The organism is Janthinobacterium sp. LS2A, assembly GCF_036543145.1.
Taxonomy (GTDB): domain Bacteria; phylum Pseudomonadota; class Gammaproteobacteria; order Burkholderiales; family Burkholderiaceae_D; genus Janthinobacterium; species Janthinobacterium aestuarii.
The window spans coordinates 254,603-268,580 of record NZ_JAZHPB010000007.1; the positions used below are offsets into that span (position 1 = coordinate 254,603).

Consider the following 13,978-nt stretch of genomic DNA (forward strand, 5'->3'; position numbering starts at 1 on the left):
CTACACTCCTGAACACCTACCAGAAGACTACCCTGATGCTGCTTGATTCCATTCGCACCCAGCTCGATTCGCTCTCCAAGTCGGAGAAAAAGGTCGCGCTGGCCGTGCTTGACCAGCCTAACCAGACGGTCAGCCAGAACATCACGGCACTGGCGAAAAGCGCGCAGGTGTCGGAACCGACCGTGGTGCGCTTTTGTCGCACCCTGGGCTATGACGGCTGGCATGAATTCAAGCTGAAGCTGGCGCAGGGCTTGGCCCTGGCCATGCCGGGCGCGAACGAGCAGCCAGCGCAGGACGACCTGGCGGCCGACCTGGTGAACAAAATCTGCAGCCGCTCGATCAACACCCTGCTCGACCTGCGCAACAACCTGAATCCGGAAGCGATCCAGCGCGCGCTCGACATCCTGTCGCGCGCCAGCAAGATCGAATTCTATGGCCAGGGCACGTCCGGCATCGTGGCGGCAGACGCGCAGCACAAGTTCTTCCGCTCGGGCGTGCCGACGGTCGCCTACAGCGATCCGAATATCCACAGCATCGCCGCAGCCCTGCTGCGCGGCGGCGACTGCCTGGTGGCCATCTCGCAGCGCGGCAACAGCCCCGCCCTGGTGCGCTCCGTGAAACTGGCGCGCCGCGGCGGCGCCGACGTCGTCGTGCTGGCCCCATCGGGCACGCCGCTGGCCGACCTGGCGACCGTGCTGATCCCGATCGACCTGGTCTTCAACACCGACCCCTACACCCCAATTTCCGCGCGCCTGGCCTACTTGGTCGTGATCGACGTGCTGGCCGTGGGCCTGGCCCTGCAACGGGGACCGGAGTTCCGCAAGAAAATGCAGAATGCGCAGAAAGCGCTGCAGGAATTCGACATGCAGTTCGACTCCTTCATCGGCTGATCCCCCATCGGCGCCAGCCTCGCTGGCGCTCATCCTTTTCGCGACAGACATCAAGGCATATCTGCAGGTTTTCCGGAATGAAGAATAGGATGATTTTTACTATCACCATCCACATTTGACACAACAACTCTCACTTCGTCATTGGGAAAAAAGTGCATATAGATATCTCCCGGTCTATCGTATTTTTCCACTTCCACCATCTTTTCTTTGATTACGTGGGTATGCCCCTCAGGCATATTCCACCGCACTAGAACCATCATCCCCGGATACCACACTCTCGGGATAGAGGCACAGCAAATTTCTGCCCCTCCCGCTCCCCACCTGGCCATATTGGCCCCTCCGGCCCCATCCACCGATGCGGAATAAATATACTTCCCCGTATGATTGACAATACCCACCTGCGCCGTCGCGGTAGGACTTGGGCCGGCTACCTCAACCTGCCTGGCCTTGAACGCGCAGCCGCTCAGCAGCAAAGCAGTACCAAGATAAATAATCCATTTCATATTTTTCCTTTCGGCTCCAGCCACGCTGAAATTACGTCCTATGCGAGCGCCTCGGCCCGCGTTGCGTAGCGCTGCTGCGCCAGGTAAATCTCTTCATCGGCTTTGGCTTGCGCAATATCTTGTATCAAGTTTTCGCTCCACACGAATTCTTCGGGTGTTTCTTTCGCCTTGATACCAGCCGTCGGCATGCGTTGCAACTCGTTTTCGTGCACGCTTTTCCGGAAGAAGCCGCTTTGCGGGTAATAGCCACGGCGCAGGATATAGCCACCGCCCTCGCGACGCGTATAGGTTTGCGTGGTGATCACCCCGCTGCGCATGTCAGCGCTGTCGGCATCCGTACGGATCGGATAGGGAGTGCCGTACTGCGCTTCCTTGACCAGTGCTTCCTCTTCCGGCGTCAATGCTTCGCCATTCTTCTGTTTCAGTTGCGCGGCTTCGGTCTTCCGGCTGAACTCATACGCGCGTTTATAAAAGCCGTCCTTAGGCGGTTTATTGGCGAACGAAGCGATCCTGGCGCGCTTGTCGTATTCCGTCACTTCGCCGGCCATATAAAAGCCGGCCAGGGAATCATGTACATAGTCGTCAAAAAAACGCATCACTTCGGGCGGCAGCGGTTTGGGGTGATCGAATATATCGAGCGCAAATTCTTCCCATTTATCCAGGGACGTGTGATTTTGCGCGCGATAGTATTGCCAGTGATTGATGCGCGCAATATCCCTGGCGCTGAACGGTTGCCCCTCATCACCATGACGGAAGGCTTTGCGCGCGCGCAGCGCTTCCAGATCGCCTGCCAGCAAGCGGTTGTAGGAACCCAGATCCTCCCGCTCCTGCGCGTTGGCCGCCTTGAAGCTGGCCGTGGCTTCCAGGGTCTTGACGCGCACGGCGCGCCAGCGGTAATACAGCTCCATGTGCTTGCTCAGCAAGGCGCCTTGCTTGTTAAGCTCGGCGGTATATGCTTCCCATGCTTTGGCAAGCTCTTGACTGACCTGGAAATCCTCCTGATCGCGAAGTTCCAGTTCGCTGAACGGTATTAAGGGCACGCCCTTGAGGCGCGCTTCCTTGAACATATGCGCGAGCGGGATTTGCGACAGCAAGGCCGCTTGTCCGCCGCGTCCCTTTCCCTGCTCGCCCGGACCATAGCCGCCTCCCACGTCCGAGTGCACGCCAGGGAAATACACTTCCTCGATTTTCCCTGTCAGGCGCGTGACGGGAAAATTCATGCGCTGCTCATGCGTGGCAATACAATGCAAGCCTGCCATGACGCAGGACGGCAACGGTTTGAGCAATTCATTGGCCCAGGCCCAATGGCCATCGAACATCGCGCCAGGCGCGATCGTGGTTTGCGCCACAGACGCCGAGCTGCCGACGGTTGCCACCGTGTCAAAGACGCCAAGAAAATCGATGCTGGCGAGGATGCCGGCAAACTCCGGCCCCTTCTCGCCCGGCTTGAGCAAATCGGCAAACAGCTGACAGAACGCCACCGCCTCGGCGGCGCCCCTCGAAAAACCGAACACGGACAGGGTCAGCGATGGGATATGCGGCTTGGGCCGTGCCGCCATCGCCTCCCTTAGTTTTTCAATATGCTCAGCGAACCAGTCCGAGTGAGTCATGAAGCGCTCCCTGCCGGTTGAGGGATGCGGCACCTTTTTGTGGCCTACGGCATTATCATAAGCACGGGCAAGTTCGCCAGCCTTATCTGATTTATATAATGGAATTTCATCTCCATATACCGTTCGATGAATTGCATTTAAAACCTGCAACAATCCCCAGATAATGCGCGGCTGCCCTCCTTTGGCAAAAGCTTTCCCCTCATCCGATTCAGTCAATTCACCGATTTCAACAAATGGAGTTCCGACGCCAGGAATATAATTTCGAAAATATCCCGTACCCCGTTTATTCGATGGAAAACTCGAAAATAGCCGCGCCACATTGCTATGACTGGCACTATTGGCGTCGACCACAGCATTACTTATAGGAATAGGCTTCTTTGTTTTCGGGTCGAGCACGCCTGTTCTAACCCCATTCCTATCGCGCTCCAGATTATTATTGGTTCCATCAAAGAAAAGTCCAACCCTTACTGGAATACTGCACGGCGCGCTATCTTTCTTAGCACATGCCTCCTTGGCAATTTCGGATTGTTCTTTCGTCGACGGTTTTAGAAAAAAATCGACGGGAAACGGCGCTGAATTGGGAGTTTCACTGATCATAATATCAAGGAATATTGGCAGGTTTGCCGGAGTGAAGAATAGGATGAGTTTTTGCCCCCCCTCCGGCATTTGACACGACAACTCTCACCTCATCATTGGGGAAGAAATGCATATAGATATCCCCAGGCTCATCGTATTTTTCCACTTCCACCATTTTTTCTTTAATAACGTCGGTACGCCCTTCAGGCATATTCCAACGCACCAAGACTTTCATTCCCGGATACCATACCCGCGGAATAGAAGCACAACAAACATCAGCTCCCCCCGCTCCCCATCTGGCCATATTGGCCCCTCCTGCCCCATCCACCGATGCAGAATAAATATACTTCCCCGTATGGTTGACAATACCCACCTGCGCCGTCGCGGTAGGACTTGGGCCAGCTGGCTCGACCTGCCGGGTCTTTAAGGCGCAGCCGCTCAGCAGCAAGACAGTGCCAAGATACATAATCCATTTCATGATTTTCCTTTTATAAAAGTTAGCAGTTGAAGAAACAAGGCTAGGCAGCAGAGCGCGCCTGCCAGAAATCGTCGGGCAACGTGTCGAGCTCGGACAGGTAATTCGCACCCTGGCGCGTCCGCCGCAACTGGCTGGCCAGCTATGTTACACAGTGCGTCTGAAGCCACATCACATGTACCTTGAGCATTTTTTTGGCTGATCACGCACGTCTGGCTTTAAGAAAACATCGACAGGGATCGTAGCCTTGAAAGGTGGTGCTTTAATCTTAAGGATTCATTTTTTAGTCGATGGATTAGCCATGTGTTGAATCGGATGATCTTTTCCATATCCTGCATCATTCGACACAACAACTCTCACCTCATCATTCTCAAAAAAGTGCATATAAATATCTCCTGGCCTATCATATTTTTCAATTTCGACCATTTTTTCCTTAATGACATCAGTGTGCCCTTCAGGCATATTCCACCGCACCAAGACATTCATTCCTGGATGCCATACGCGGGGAATCGATGTACAGCAAATATTTGCCCCGCCCGCCCCCCATCTGGCCATATTGGCCCCTCCCGCTCCATCCACCGATGCGGAATAAATATACTTCCCCGTATGGTTGACAATACCCACCTGCGCCGTCGCGGTAGGACTTGGGCCGGCTTCTTCAATCTGCCTGGCCTTGACCGCACAACCGCTCAGCAACAAGGCGATGCCAAGATACATAATCCATTTCATGATTTTCCTTTTATAAAAGTAAGCAGTTGAGGGAGCAAAGCTAGGCAGCAGAGCGCGCCTGCCAGAAATCGTCGGGCAGCGTGTCGAGCTCGGACAGATAATTCGCCCCCTGGCGCGTGCGCCGCAACAGGCTGGCCATCGCAGGATGCAAGGTAAAATCATCGGCCAGCATCAAGGCCAGGGCGCTGAAATGCTGACGCTGGCCTGCCGCCTCGATGCCGCTGGCGTTTGCCACAAGCAAATGACGCACCACGCGCGCGTGGCACTCGGCCGGGGTGCCGGAATGAAACAGGTCCGGCTGCACATCATGCAGATTGGCAAGGATGGCGTCGGCCTCGGCGATATCCACCAGGGCGGCAAAGGCCGTGTCGCCGAGGGGAAATTTATCAAACTCCGCAGGGACGGGACTGGTCTGCGCCTCGCCCTGCCAACTGATCAGCGAGCCATCGCGCCGCAGTGACCACCAGCGGTAGATGGGACTCAGCAAATGCGCAGACTGCGTTGGGGTCAAAGCCGTCAGCAAGGCCGGCAATATGCGCGTATCGGCCCAGCGCACGGGCCATTCGACGGTGTCTGGCGTGATGGCAATCAAATAGGGGCGCAGATGCTGCTCCAGCTGGTCGATATTGAGCGTGCTGGCGATGATGCTGAGCATGGGCTTGCCTGCGCACAGCGAAAACAGGCGCTGCAGCCACTCGGCCTGCTCGCTGCTTGCCGATGGTGCCGCCATTAGATGCGGTGCGGCGCTCTTGAAGTTTTGCAGCGAGGTATACGCATACAGCGACTGACGCCGCAAGCGACTCGGGTAGCGCTTGGTGAAAAATTCCTCGTCGCAGGCGCCGTCGAGCAGCGCCAGCAGATGCAGGGGCCGGCCGCCGTTCGCCACTACCGCGTCCGCACGCAAGGCCTGCAGTTGCTGCGCGATCAGTGCTGGAACTTCCGGGTCGGGAAGATCGATGGCAAAGTACATCATGGCTCCTTTTCTAGGCTGCCGTGGGCGCGACAAACGGGCTGCCGCTACGCAACGCTGCCAGCAGACACGCTTTGCAGACGCTGGCAGGCAGCGCCGGCAATGGATAAGCGAGCCGTACCGGCCCGATAAAACTTTTCTTCCCGGCAAACACGGTGATCTTGCCCGGGCACTGGATCGTGATGTTGCCGCCCTCGATCGTGATGTTGGCGCCGCCCGCCGTCGACAGGCGGATGCTTTTCGCCGCCGCCCAGTCGATGTGCGCGTTGGCGCTGGTGACATTGACCTCTTCGCGCGCCTGCACCTTGATCTCGTCGGACTGGGCCTGCACTTCGATGGGCTGGCTGGCCGCCACCAGTTGGACGCCCAGCTCGCCTTCGCCCGGCTTGACGACGCCGCCCAGCATGCCGATCGCCTGGCCCGTGTGCAATCGCCATTGGCCGCCGCTGGCGAACTGTGTATCGAGCCCACTCATCAATGTTGCCGTTTCGCCATTCGACAATTGCATATCCTGGCCGGCCACCACGCCCAGGCCCGCCTTGGCCGCCACCGCGATGATGGCGTCGCTGCTGTGCGGCAGCTTGTCTTCGGCTGGCGCGACGGGCTTGCCGGCCGCGTCGCTCCTGGCGGCCGCCACGCTGTCGCGGCTCAGCATGCCCGAGGCACTGGTCAAGAATGCCGGCAACGGCGCGGCCTTGGCATCGAGCGCACTGCTGCCGGGCGCCGTCGCCCCCAAGTGCGCCGCATAGGCCACCCCCTGATGCGTGACGGCCGCCTCGCTGAAAGTCTCGCCCAGCTTGGCCGCCTGCTTGAGCAGCGCCATGCCGGGCGCATTGTCGCCGGCCGGGTCGCGTGCCCGCGCGTCGTGGTTGACGAGGTAGCTGGAAATCAGGAGCCCGGCGCCCGCCCGCACCGCGCCATACGCATCGGTGCGCAGCTCGGCGCCGGCGCCGCGCAGGCTGCCCCGGTAATTGTCGGCGCCGTGGATCAAGTGGCCAAGAGTGAGTTCGCTGGCCGCATGGCTGCTTTTCAGCTGTACCCGGCCCTGGCTGTCCGTGTCGTCGAACAGCAGCTGGTTATAACCGGCCAGGCCGCCCGCCTTGCCGAACTCCTTGCTGCGGATGCCCCACTGCGCGCTGGCATTGCGATGGCCGGCGCTAGCGGCGGATGCCCCGTGCCAAAGCGGATTGTTGCCGCCCGCCAGATTGCCCTGACCCGCTACCGCGTGATCGTGGGCCGGCTGGAACACGCCGGCGTCGCCAGGCTCGCCACCGATGCCGCCCGGGGTCGGTTTGGTACCGCCCTCGCCCTGGCCGTTGTACAGCGCGCCGATGATGACGGGCCGGTCGATATCGTTTTCCAAAAATTGCACCAGCACTTCCTGGCCGATGCGCGGCAGGAACTGGCTGCCCATGCCGCCGCCGGCCGCGCGCTGCGCCACGCGCACCCAGCAGGTCGCGGCCGTTTCCTGTTGCCAGTGAAAGCGGATGCGCACCCGGCCCAGCCTGTCGCAATAGATTTCATCGGCGCCGCTAGCCGCGTCCTGGCCATCGGCGCCCACGACGATGGCGCTCTGGCTGCCCAGGGCCGTCGGCGTGGCATGCTGGCGCGCATCGTTGCCATCCTGCAGCGGACGCCACGGCGTGCTTGCTGTGATCATCTCGATGCAGTTGGCGTAACCGCTGGCTTGCGCCTGGGTGATCGCGGCGGCGACATCGGGAAAACCGTCGCCCCACTGCGCCACGGTTTCCTCCAGCAATTCCGGTATCGGGCCGAACAGTTCCGCCAATCCCTCCAGTGCCGGCGCCGGCAGGTTGTTGACGCCGATGCTGGCCACGCGCAGCACGACATACTCGGGTGCGGCGCCATCGGCGGGCGGCAATGGTCCCTGCGTCAGGGTAAAACGCGTGCCGGCGCGCAGGGTGCGCACGGTCGAGCGCGCCTGCCATAGCTGGGCGCGCGCTTCATGCGCCTGCATCTGCAATTGCGCGTAGCGTTGCGCCTGGGCGGCGCTGGCGTACCAGTACTGGCCCGGCGTATCGTAGCTTTCCAGCACCGGCGCATTCTTGCCGCCGAGCGCAGTGTTGGTCGGCACGCTGGCGGCCACGGCCTTTTTCGCCTTGTAGTCATAGCTGAGCACGCTGCTCAGGCCCACCTGCAGGCTGCGCCGCGCGCTCAAGGCCTGCACGCTGTCGCCCGGTTCGCCGACGCGCGCGCCATGAAAGCGCAAGCCGCCGCCTTGCGCGCTGCTGGCGTCCTCGGGCGTGGCGCACACCTGACTGCTGTCGGCAAAGACGATCATGGTCTGACCGTCAAACCGCCAGGCCAACCCCTCTTCCGTCAGCAGGCGGCGCACGAAATCGTAGTCCGATTCGCGGTACTGGCAGCAATAGCTGCGCTCGCCCGCTTCCTGCATGAATGACGCCACCTCGTCGCTCCAGCGCCACAGCGCGTACGGCGCATACGCCTGCAAGACCTCGTCGACGATGGCGCTCACGCTCCGGTCTTGCCAGACGCGGCTGTTACGCGCCTGGGTCAGCAGCCACAGCCATGGGGTGATGCGCAGCCGGTAGCGCGCCAGTCCGCCATTGCTGCCGAGCGTGGCGGCGGCGCTGATGTAGCCGGAAAATAGAGTGCGCGTGCCGTCCGCCAGGCTGACGTGCAGGCTGGCCGGCTGGCCCAGCAGCGACGCCAGCGCCACATGGGCGCTGGTGGACAAGGCGATGATGTCGCGCGCGCCAACCTCCTGCAGCCGTTCGTCGGCGGCAAAGGCTTCGACCAGCAAGCCGCTGTCCTGTCCATCGTCGCCGATGGACAATGCATACAGGCGTGTCGCGCCGTTGAAGGCGGCTACCGCGCTAACGATATCTTGTGTCAAAAGATGCTCTTCATCTGGAGAGTGGCATCGCACATTGCTTATTAAAACAATGTACAAAATAAACAAGTCCAGGCAATTATGCGCGAGTTCTCAAAAAAGCAAGATTCAATTGAGTAAGTAGTGCGCGGGCAAGCCAATAGTCGATGCTTCAGGCAGTGAATTCGGTACAATAGCCCGGCAAGCCCATTCACTCTTTCCCGTGCAGCCATGAACCAACTCGAACAACTGAAGCAATTTACTACCGTGGTGGCCGACACCGGCGACTTCCAATCGATCCAGGCATACACGCCGCGCGATGCGACGACGAATCCGTCGCTGATCCTGAAGGCCGTGCAAAAGGATGAATACAAGCCGCTGCTGGAAAAGGCCGTGCGCGACCATCCGAACGCCTCGACCGCCGAAATCATCGACCGCCTGCTGATCGCCTTTGGCGTGGAAATCCTGCAAACCATCCCCGGCCGCGTCTCCACCGAAGTCGATGCGCGCCTGTCGTTCGACACGGAAGGCACGGTCGCCAAGGGGCGCGACCTGATCGCCCTGTATTCGAACGCGGGCATCCCGCGCGAACGCGTGCTGATCAAGATCGCCTCCACCTGGGAAGGCATCCGCGCCGCCGCCATCCTGGAAAAGGAAGGCATCCGCTGCAACATGACCCTGCTGTTCTCGCTGGCCCAGGCGATTGCCTGCGCCGAAGCGGGCGCCCAGCTCATTTCGCCGTTCGTCGGCCGCATCTACGACTGGTACAAGAAATCGACGGGTATCGACTACATGGGCGCGGAAGATCCGGGCGTGCAATCGGTCCGCCGCATCTACAACTACTATCGCAAGTTCGGCTACAAGACCGAGGTGATGGGCGCGAGCTTCCGCAACACGTCGCAAATCCTCGAACTGGCCGGCTGCGACCTGCTCACCATCAGCCCCGACCTGCTGCAAAAACTGGCCGACAGCGATGCGCCGGTGGAACGCAAGCTGAGCGCCGAAGCGGCGCCATCGACCAACATCGTGCAAATGTCGCTGAACGAAGAAGCCTTCCGCTTCATGATGAATGAAGACGCGATGGCGACGGAAAAACTGGCCGAAGGCATCCGCGCCTTCTGCATCGATTCCGGCAAGCTGAAACAGATGATCGCGGCGCTGCGTTAATCGCGGCAATCGCGACGGACGAAAAAAAGCGGCGCCGTGCATTGCACGGACGCCGCTTTTTTCATGCCCGTGCGATCAGGAGCAGCGGAACGTGGCCACGCCCTGGTAATTGGCGCCATTCGCCAGCTGCGCCTTGTAGGCGGCGATCAGCAGATAGCGGCCGGCGCCGCCGTCGCCCAGCATCAGCTGCGCGCCCGTGCCGTTCGACAGGTAGCCGCCGGTGATGCTGCTGGAACCTGGCGAAGCGATGGTCGTCGAAGCCGATACTTTGCCCGTGCTGCCGCCAGCGCTGGCGTCGATGGCCAGCGCTATTTTGGCGCCGGAGGCATCGAAGGACATGCTGGCAGTGCCGCTGGCAGTGCCGAAGTAGCCGCTCGACGAGATGTTCGTACCGCCCGTATAGCTTGGCGCCGTGAACGTGCCGGCATCGCAGGTGAACGTACCGGTCGCTGGCAATGCGGCGAGCACGTTGTAGGCGACGTAATGCGCGCTGGCATTGTTACCGGTCAACGTCGTGGCACCAGTACTGTTGCTGAACGAGCCCTTGAACCAGCGTCCCTGTGCAAAAGCCGCGTCGCCGCTGATTTCGCGCGTCACGGACGGGTTGCCCGTCAGTACGATGCTGCCGATATTGCTCAAGGCGCCGGAGGTATCCTGGACCAGCAGGCTGGCCTTGCCACTGCTCTGCAAGCCGATAGCCGTAAAGATGAAGCGGCTATTGTCGCCATTGACGAAACGGGCGCTGACGCTACCCGTGTTTTCGCCGGTGGCCGCTGGCACCGTGGGAACGACAGGAACGACAGGAACGACGGGCGCCACCGGATCGGCAGGCTTGGCCGTATTCACGGCAACCGACGTGTCGGATGGGGAAGAAGAACCGCCACCACCGCAAGCGGCAAGCGAAGCGGCGATCAGGGTCAGAACAAAAGCGTGATTCAGTTGCATACGATTCCAATAAAAAAAGCAAGACATAAGGAATCCTTGGCACATGCCAAAAATTCAACGTCCAATATTATGCAACATTTCTCAAGAGAATAGTTGCCTTAAAGAAATTTATTAATACCAACAATGGGACTATAACGAGCGCGACTGTGTCGTGGCGCCACGCTGGCGGTAAAATACCTGGCTACAGGCCGCCAACGACTACTCATGCAATCACCGATCACTATCCGCCTGGGCCGCCGCGCCCGGGCGCGCATCGCCGAAAACGGGGTGCGCGCCAGCGATATCGCCATCGTTCCTGCCGCCGCAGGCGGGCCGAAAGGCTTGATCCTGCACCAGCTCGATTGCTGGCTGTTCGGCCACTTCCTGCCGCAAGCGCCGCGTCCGCGCCAGTTCGTCGGCGCCTCGATCGGCGCCTGGCGCATGGCCGCCGCCGTGTTCCCCGACCCTGTCGCCGCGCAGCGCCGCCTGGTGCGCGAATACGTGGGCCAGCGCTATCCCGACAAACCCGAGGCGGCGCACGTCAGCCGCACCTGCCGCGCCCTGCTCGACGCCGTCCTCGATGGCCAGGATGCGCAGCTGCTGCGGCACGAACGCCATAGCCTGTCGGTGCTGGCCGTACGCGGCATCGGCGCGCTGGCACAGCCGGGCAAATGGCGCGACCGGCGCGGCTTCCTGATGGCGGCCGCCGGCAACGCCGTGGCGCGCGCGCGCCTGGCCGCCTCGCTGGAGCGCACCGTGTTCCATGCCGGACCTGACGGCGCCAGCTGGCTGCGTTCGCGCTTCGACGCCTTTCATTCCCACTTCGTGCCGCTGGCGCAAGACAACCTGCGCGACGCGCTGCTGGCCTCCGGCTCGATTCCGCTGGTGCTCGATGCGGTCACGGACATCGCCGGCGCGCCACCCGGGCGCTACTGGGACGGCGGCCTGGTCGACTACCATTTGCACCTGCCCTACCAGCGCGAACCGGACCTCGTGCTGTATCCGCATTTTGCCGACCATATCGTACCGGGCTGGCTGGACAAGGCCATGCCCTGGCGCCGCGCGCGCAGCGGCGATAGCGCACTCGACAACATGATCCTCGTCTCGCCGTCGCCCGCCTTCGTGGCCAGCCTGCCCAATGGAAAACTGCCGGACCGGCGCGACTTCCCCCATTACGGGCAAGACCACGCGGCGCGCATGCGCGACTGGCGCCGCGCCATCGCGGAAAGCGAGCGCATGGCGGCCGCCTTCGCCCGCTGGGCCGAGCAGCCGGACTTGCGCCAGGCGGGCGATCTGTAGCACGGGCGTGGCTGCAACAGACGCCAAAACAAGCGCGCGTTTCGCTCGCCTCTTGGTCACTTCTCAGTGCATACTATGTCGCACAGGCAATTAAATCCCCTTGCGACAGGAGCTCCAACCATGCACGCCCTCTCCCACCTTCGTATCGGCACGCGCCTGGCTGCAGGCTTCGCGCTGGTGCTGCTGCTGTCCGTGATCTCCACCTCGTACGCGCTGTACAGCGCCCACGTGAATGCCGAAGCGACGCGGCAAATGATGGAAAAACCGCTGGCCAAGGAACGCCTCGTATCGGACTGGTACGTGCTGATCTATTCGGCCATCGCGCGCACCTCGATGATCGCCAAAAGCACGGATGAAACCCTGTCCAGCGTGTTTGCCGACACCATCGCCGACAGCACCAAACAGGGCAGCGAACTGCTGAAGAAAATCGAGGCGCTGCTCGACAGCGACGAAGAAAAAGCCATCTTCAAATCGTCCATCGCCGAGCGCGTCAAGTACCAGGATGCCAAGACCCTGGTGATGAATGCGCGCAAGGCCGGCGACGCGGCGCAGGCGGAAAGCACCTACCGCGACAGCTTCGCGCCGGCCGCCGCCAAATACCAGAACAACGTCAAGGCCCTGCTGTCGCAGCAGCGCCAGGCCATCGACGCCACGGCGCACGCGATCGAGGCAGCCAACGGGCGCAGCTTCACCCTGCTGCTGACCTTGTGCGTGCTGGTGGTGGCGCTGGGCAGCGTCTGCGCCTGGCTGATCACGCGCTCGATCACGCAGCCGTTGAAGGCCGCCGTGAAAGTGGCCGAAACGGTGGCCGACGGCGACTTGCGCACGCATTTCGGCAAGGCGGCCAGCGATGAAATCGGCGACCTGATGCGCGCTCTGCACGGCATGAACGAGGCGCTGCGCAAGGTGGTGTCGGAAGTGCAGACGGGCACCAACGCGATTGCCACGGCGTCGGGCGAAATCGCCGCCGGCAACCAGGATTTGTCGGCGCGCACGGAGCAGCAGGCCAGCTCGCTGGAAGAGACGGCGTCGTCGATGGAAGAACTGACCAGCACCGTCAAGCAGAATGCGGACAATGCGCGCCAGGCCAACCAGATGGCGGTGGCCGCGTCCGGCGTGGCCGAACGGGGCGGCAGCATCGTCAGCCAGGTGGTCGACACCATGGGCGCCATCGATACGGCATCGACGAAAATCGTCGACATCATCGGCGTCATCGACGGCATCGCCTTCCAGACGAATATCCTGGCCTTGAACGCGGCCGTCGAAGCGGCGCGCGCCGGCGAGCAGGGACGCGGCTTTGCCGTCGTCGCCACGGAAGTGCGCAGCCTGGCGCAGCGCTCGGCCGCGGCGGCGCGCGAAATCAAGACCCTGATCGGCGACTCGGTGGAACAGGTCAACAATGGCACGCGGCTGGTGCAGCAGGCGGGCAGCACCATGGGTGAAGTGGTCGACAGCGTGCGCAGGGTCACCGACATCATGGCCGAGATCACCGCCGCCAGTGCCGAACAAAGCCTGGGCATCGACCAGGTCAACCAGGCCATCGCGCAGATGGACCAGGTAACGCAGCAAAATGCGGCCCTGGTGGAAGAAGCGGCCGCCGCGGCCGAAAGCATGCAGGACCAGGCCGCGCGCCTGGCGCAAGTGGCGGCCGGCTTCCAGCTCGAACACGTCGTCGCGGCGGCGCCCGTGCGCGCCGCGCGGCCAGCCAAGGTCGCCATTGCCAGCACGCAAAAACTCGCGCCACGCCAGTCCCAGGCCACGGCCGGCAAGCCGGCAGCACCCAAGGCGGCCGGTGCGGCGGCGCACAAAACGCCATCGCACATCGCCGGCGACGACTGGGAAGAATTTTAAGCCCGGGGGTTCAAGCCCGGTTTTCAAGCACAGTTTCAAGCGCCGTGCCGGCGGCGGCAAGGCGCTTGAAACTATTTGACAGCGGCGCCAGGCGCGCCGATACTGATTTCAGGTGGGACTGGCGCGCCAC

11 protein-coding genes are annotated in these 13,978 nt (G+C 61.5%); 4 read left to right on the top strand and 7 right to left on the bottom strand.

Annotation, left to right across the window (positions count from 1 at the left end):
• Positions 1–35 precede the first annotated feature (35 nt).
• Positions 36–890, top strand: a complete 855-nt coding sequence (locus V3C40_RS20675; protein ID WP_034750862.1) for an SIS domain-containing protein — start codon at positions 36–38, stop codon at positions 888–890.
• A 50-nt stretch (positions 891–940) separates the two neighbouring features.
• On the opposite strand, the gene V3C40_RS20680 is transcribed toward V3C40_RS20675, so the two are convergent.
• The 6 genes from V3C40_RS20680 to V3C40_RS20705 all read right to left on the bottom strand — a co-directional run bounded on the left by V3C40_RS20680 (position 941) and on the right by V3C40_RS20705 (position 8,631).
• On the bottom strand, positions 941–1,393 hold the full coding sequence (locus V3C40_RS20680; protein WP_331778408.1) for a DUF3304 domain-containing protein: 453 nt from the start codon (positions 1,391–1,393) through the stop codon (positions 941–943).
• Between the two features lie 38 nt (positions 1,394–1,431).
• The gene (locus tag V3C40_RS20685) at positions 1,432–3,600 is read right to left on the bottom strand and encodes a phospholipase effector Tle1 domain-containing protein (protein WP_331778409.1); all 2,169 of its coding nucleotides are present in this window, start codon (positions 3,598–3,600) and stop codon (positions 1,432–1,434) included.
• A 4-nt stretch (positions 3,601–3,604) separates the two neighbouring features.
• Complete coding sequence (locus tag V3C40_RS20690; protein ID WP_331778410.1) at positions 3,605–4,057, bottom strand: DUF3304 domain-containing protein; 453 nt, start codon at positions 4,055–4,057, stop codon at positions 3,605–3,607.
• A 273-nt stretch (positions 4,058–4,330) separates the two neighbouring features.
• Entirely contained in the window at positions 4,331–4,783 is a 453-nt protein-coding gene (locus V3C40_RS20695; RefSeq protein ID WP_331778411.1) for a DUF3304 domain-containing protein, read from the bottom strand.
• 40 nt (positions 4,784–4,823) lie between these two features.
• A complete protein-coding gene (locus V3C40_RS20700) occupies positions 4,824–5,756 on the bottom strand; it encodes a DUF4123 domain-containing protein (RefSeq protein WP_331778412.1) in 933 nt (310 codons plus the stop codon).
• Positions 5,757–5,766: 10 nt separating this feature from the next.
• Positions 5,767–8,631, bottom strand: a complete 2,865-nt coding sequence (locus V3C40_RS20705) for a type VI secretion system Vgr family protein (protein ID WP_331778413.1) — start codon at positions 8,629–8,631, stop codon at positions 5,767–5,769.
• 207 nt (positions 8,632–8,838) lie between these two features.
• Here V3C40_RS20705 and tal point away from each other — a divergent pair, with 207 nt between their 5' ends.
• On the top strand, positions 8,839–9,774 hold the full coding sequence (gene tal, locus V3C40_RS20710; protein ID WP_331778414.1) for a transaldolase: 936 nt from the start codon (positions 8,839–8,841) through the stop codon (positions 9,772–9,774).
• 75 nt (positions 9,775–9,849) lie between these two features.
• Here the strand turns inward: tal and V3C40_RS20715 are convergent, their stop codons facing one another.
• Positions 9,850–10,719 carry a hypothetical protein gene (locus V3C40_RS20715; RefSeq protein WP_331778415.1) on the bottom strand — a complete coding sequence of 290 codons (870 nt, stop codon included), beginning with the start codon at positions 10,717–10,719 and terminating at the stop codon, positions 9,850–9,852.
• 204 nt (positions 10,720–10,923) lie between these two features.
• Between V3C40_RS20715 and V3C40_RS20720 the strand changes: the two genes are divergently transcribed.
• On the top strand, positions 10,924–11,997 hold the full coding sequence (locus V3C40_RS20720) for a patatin-like phospholipase family protein (RefSeq protein WP_331778416.1): 1,074 nt from the start codon (positions 10,924–10,926) through the stop codon (positions 11,995–11,997).
• 120 nt (positions 11,998–12,117) lie between these two features.
• The gene (locus V3C40_RS20725; RefSeq protein ID WP_331778417.1) at positions 12,118–13,848 is read left to right on the top strand and encodes a methyl-accepting chemotaxis protein; all 1,731 of its coding nucleotides are present in this window, start codon (positions 12,118–12,120) and stop codon (positions 13,846–13,848) included.
• The last annotated feature ends 130 nt before the right edge of the window (positions 13,849–13,978 follow it).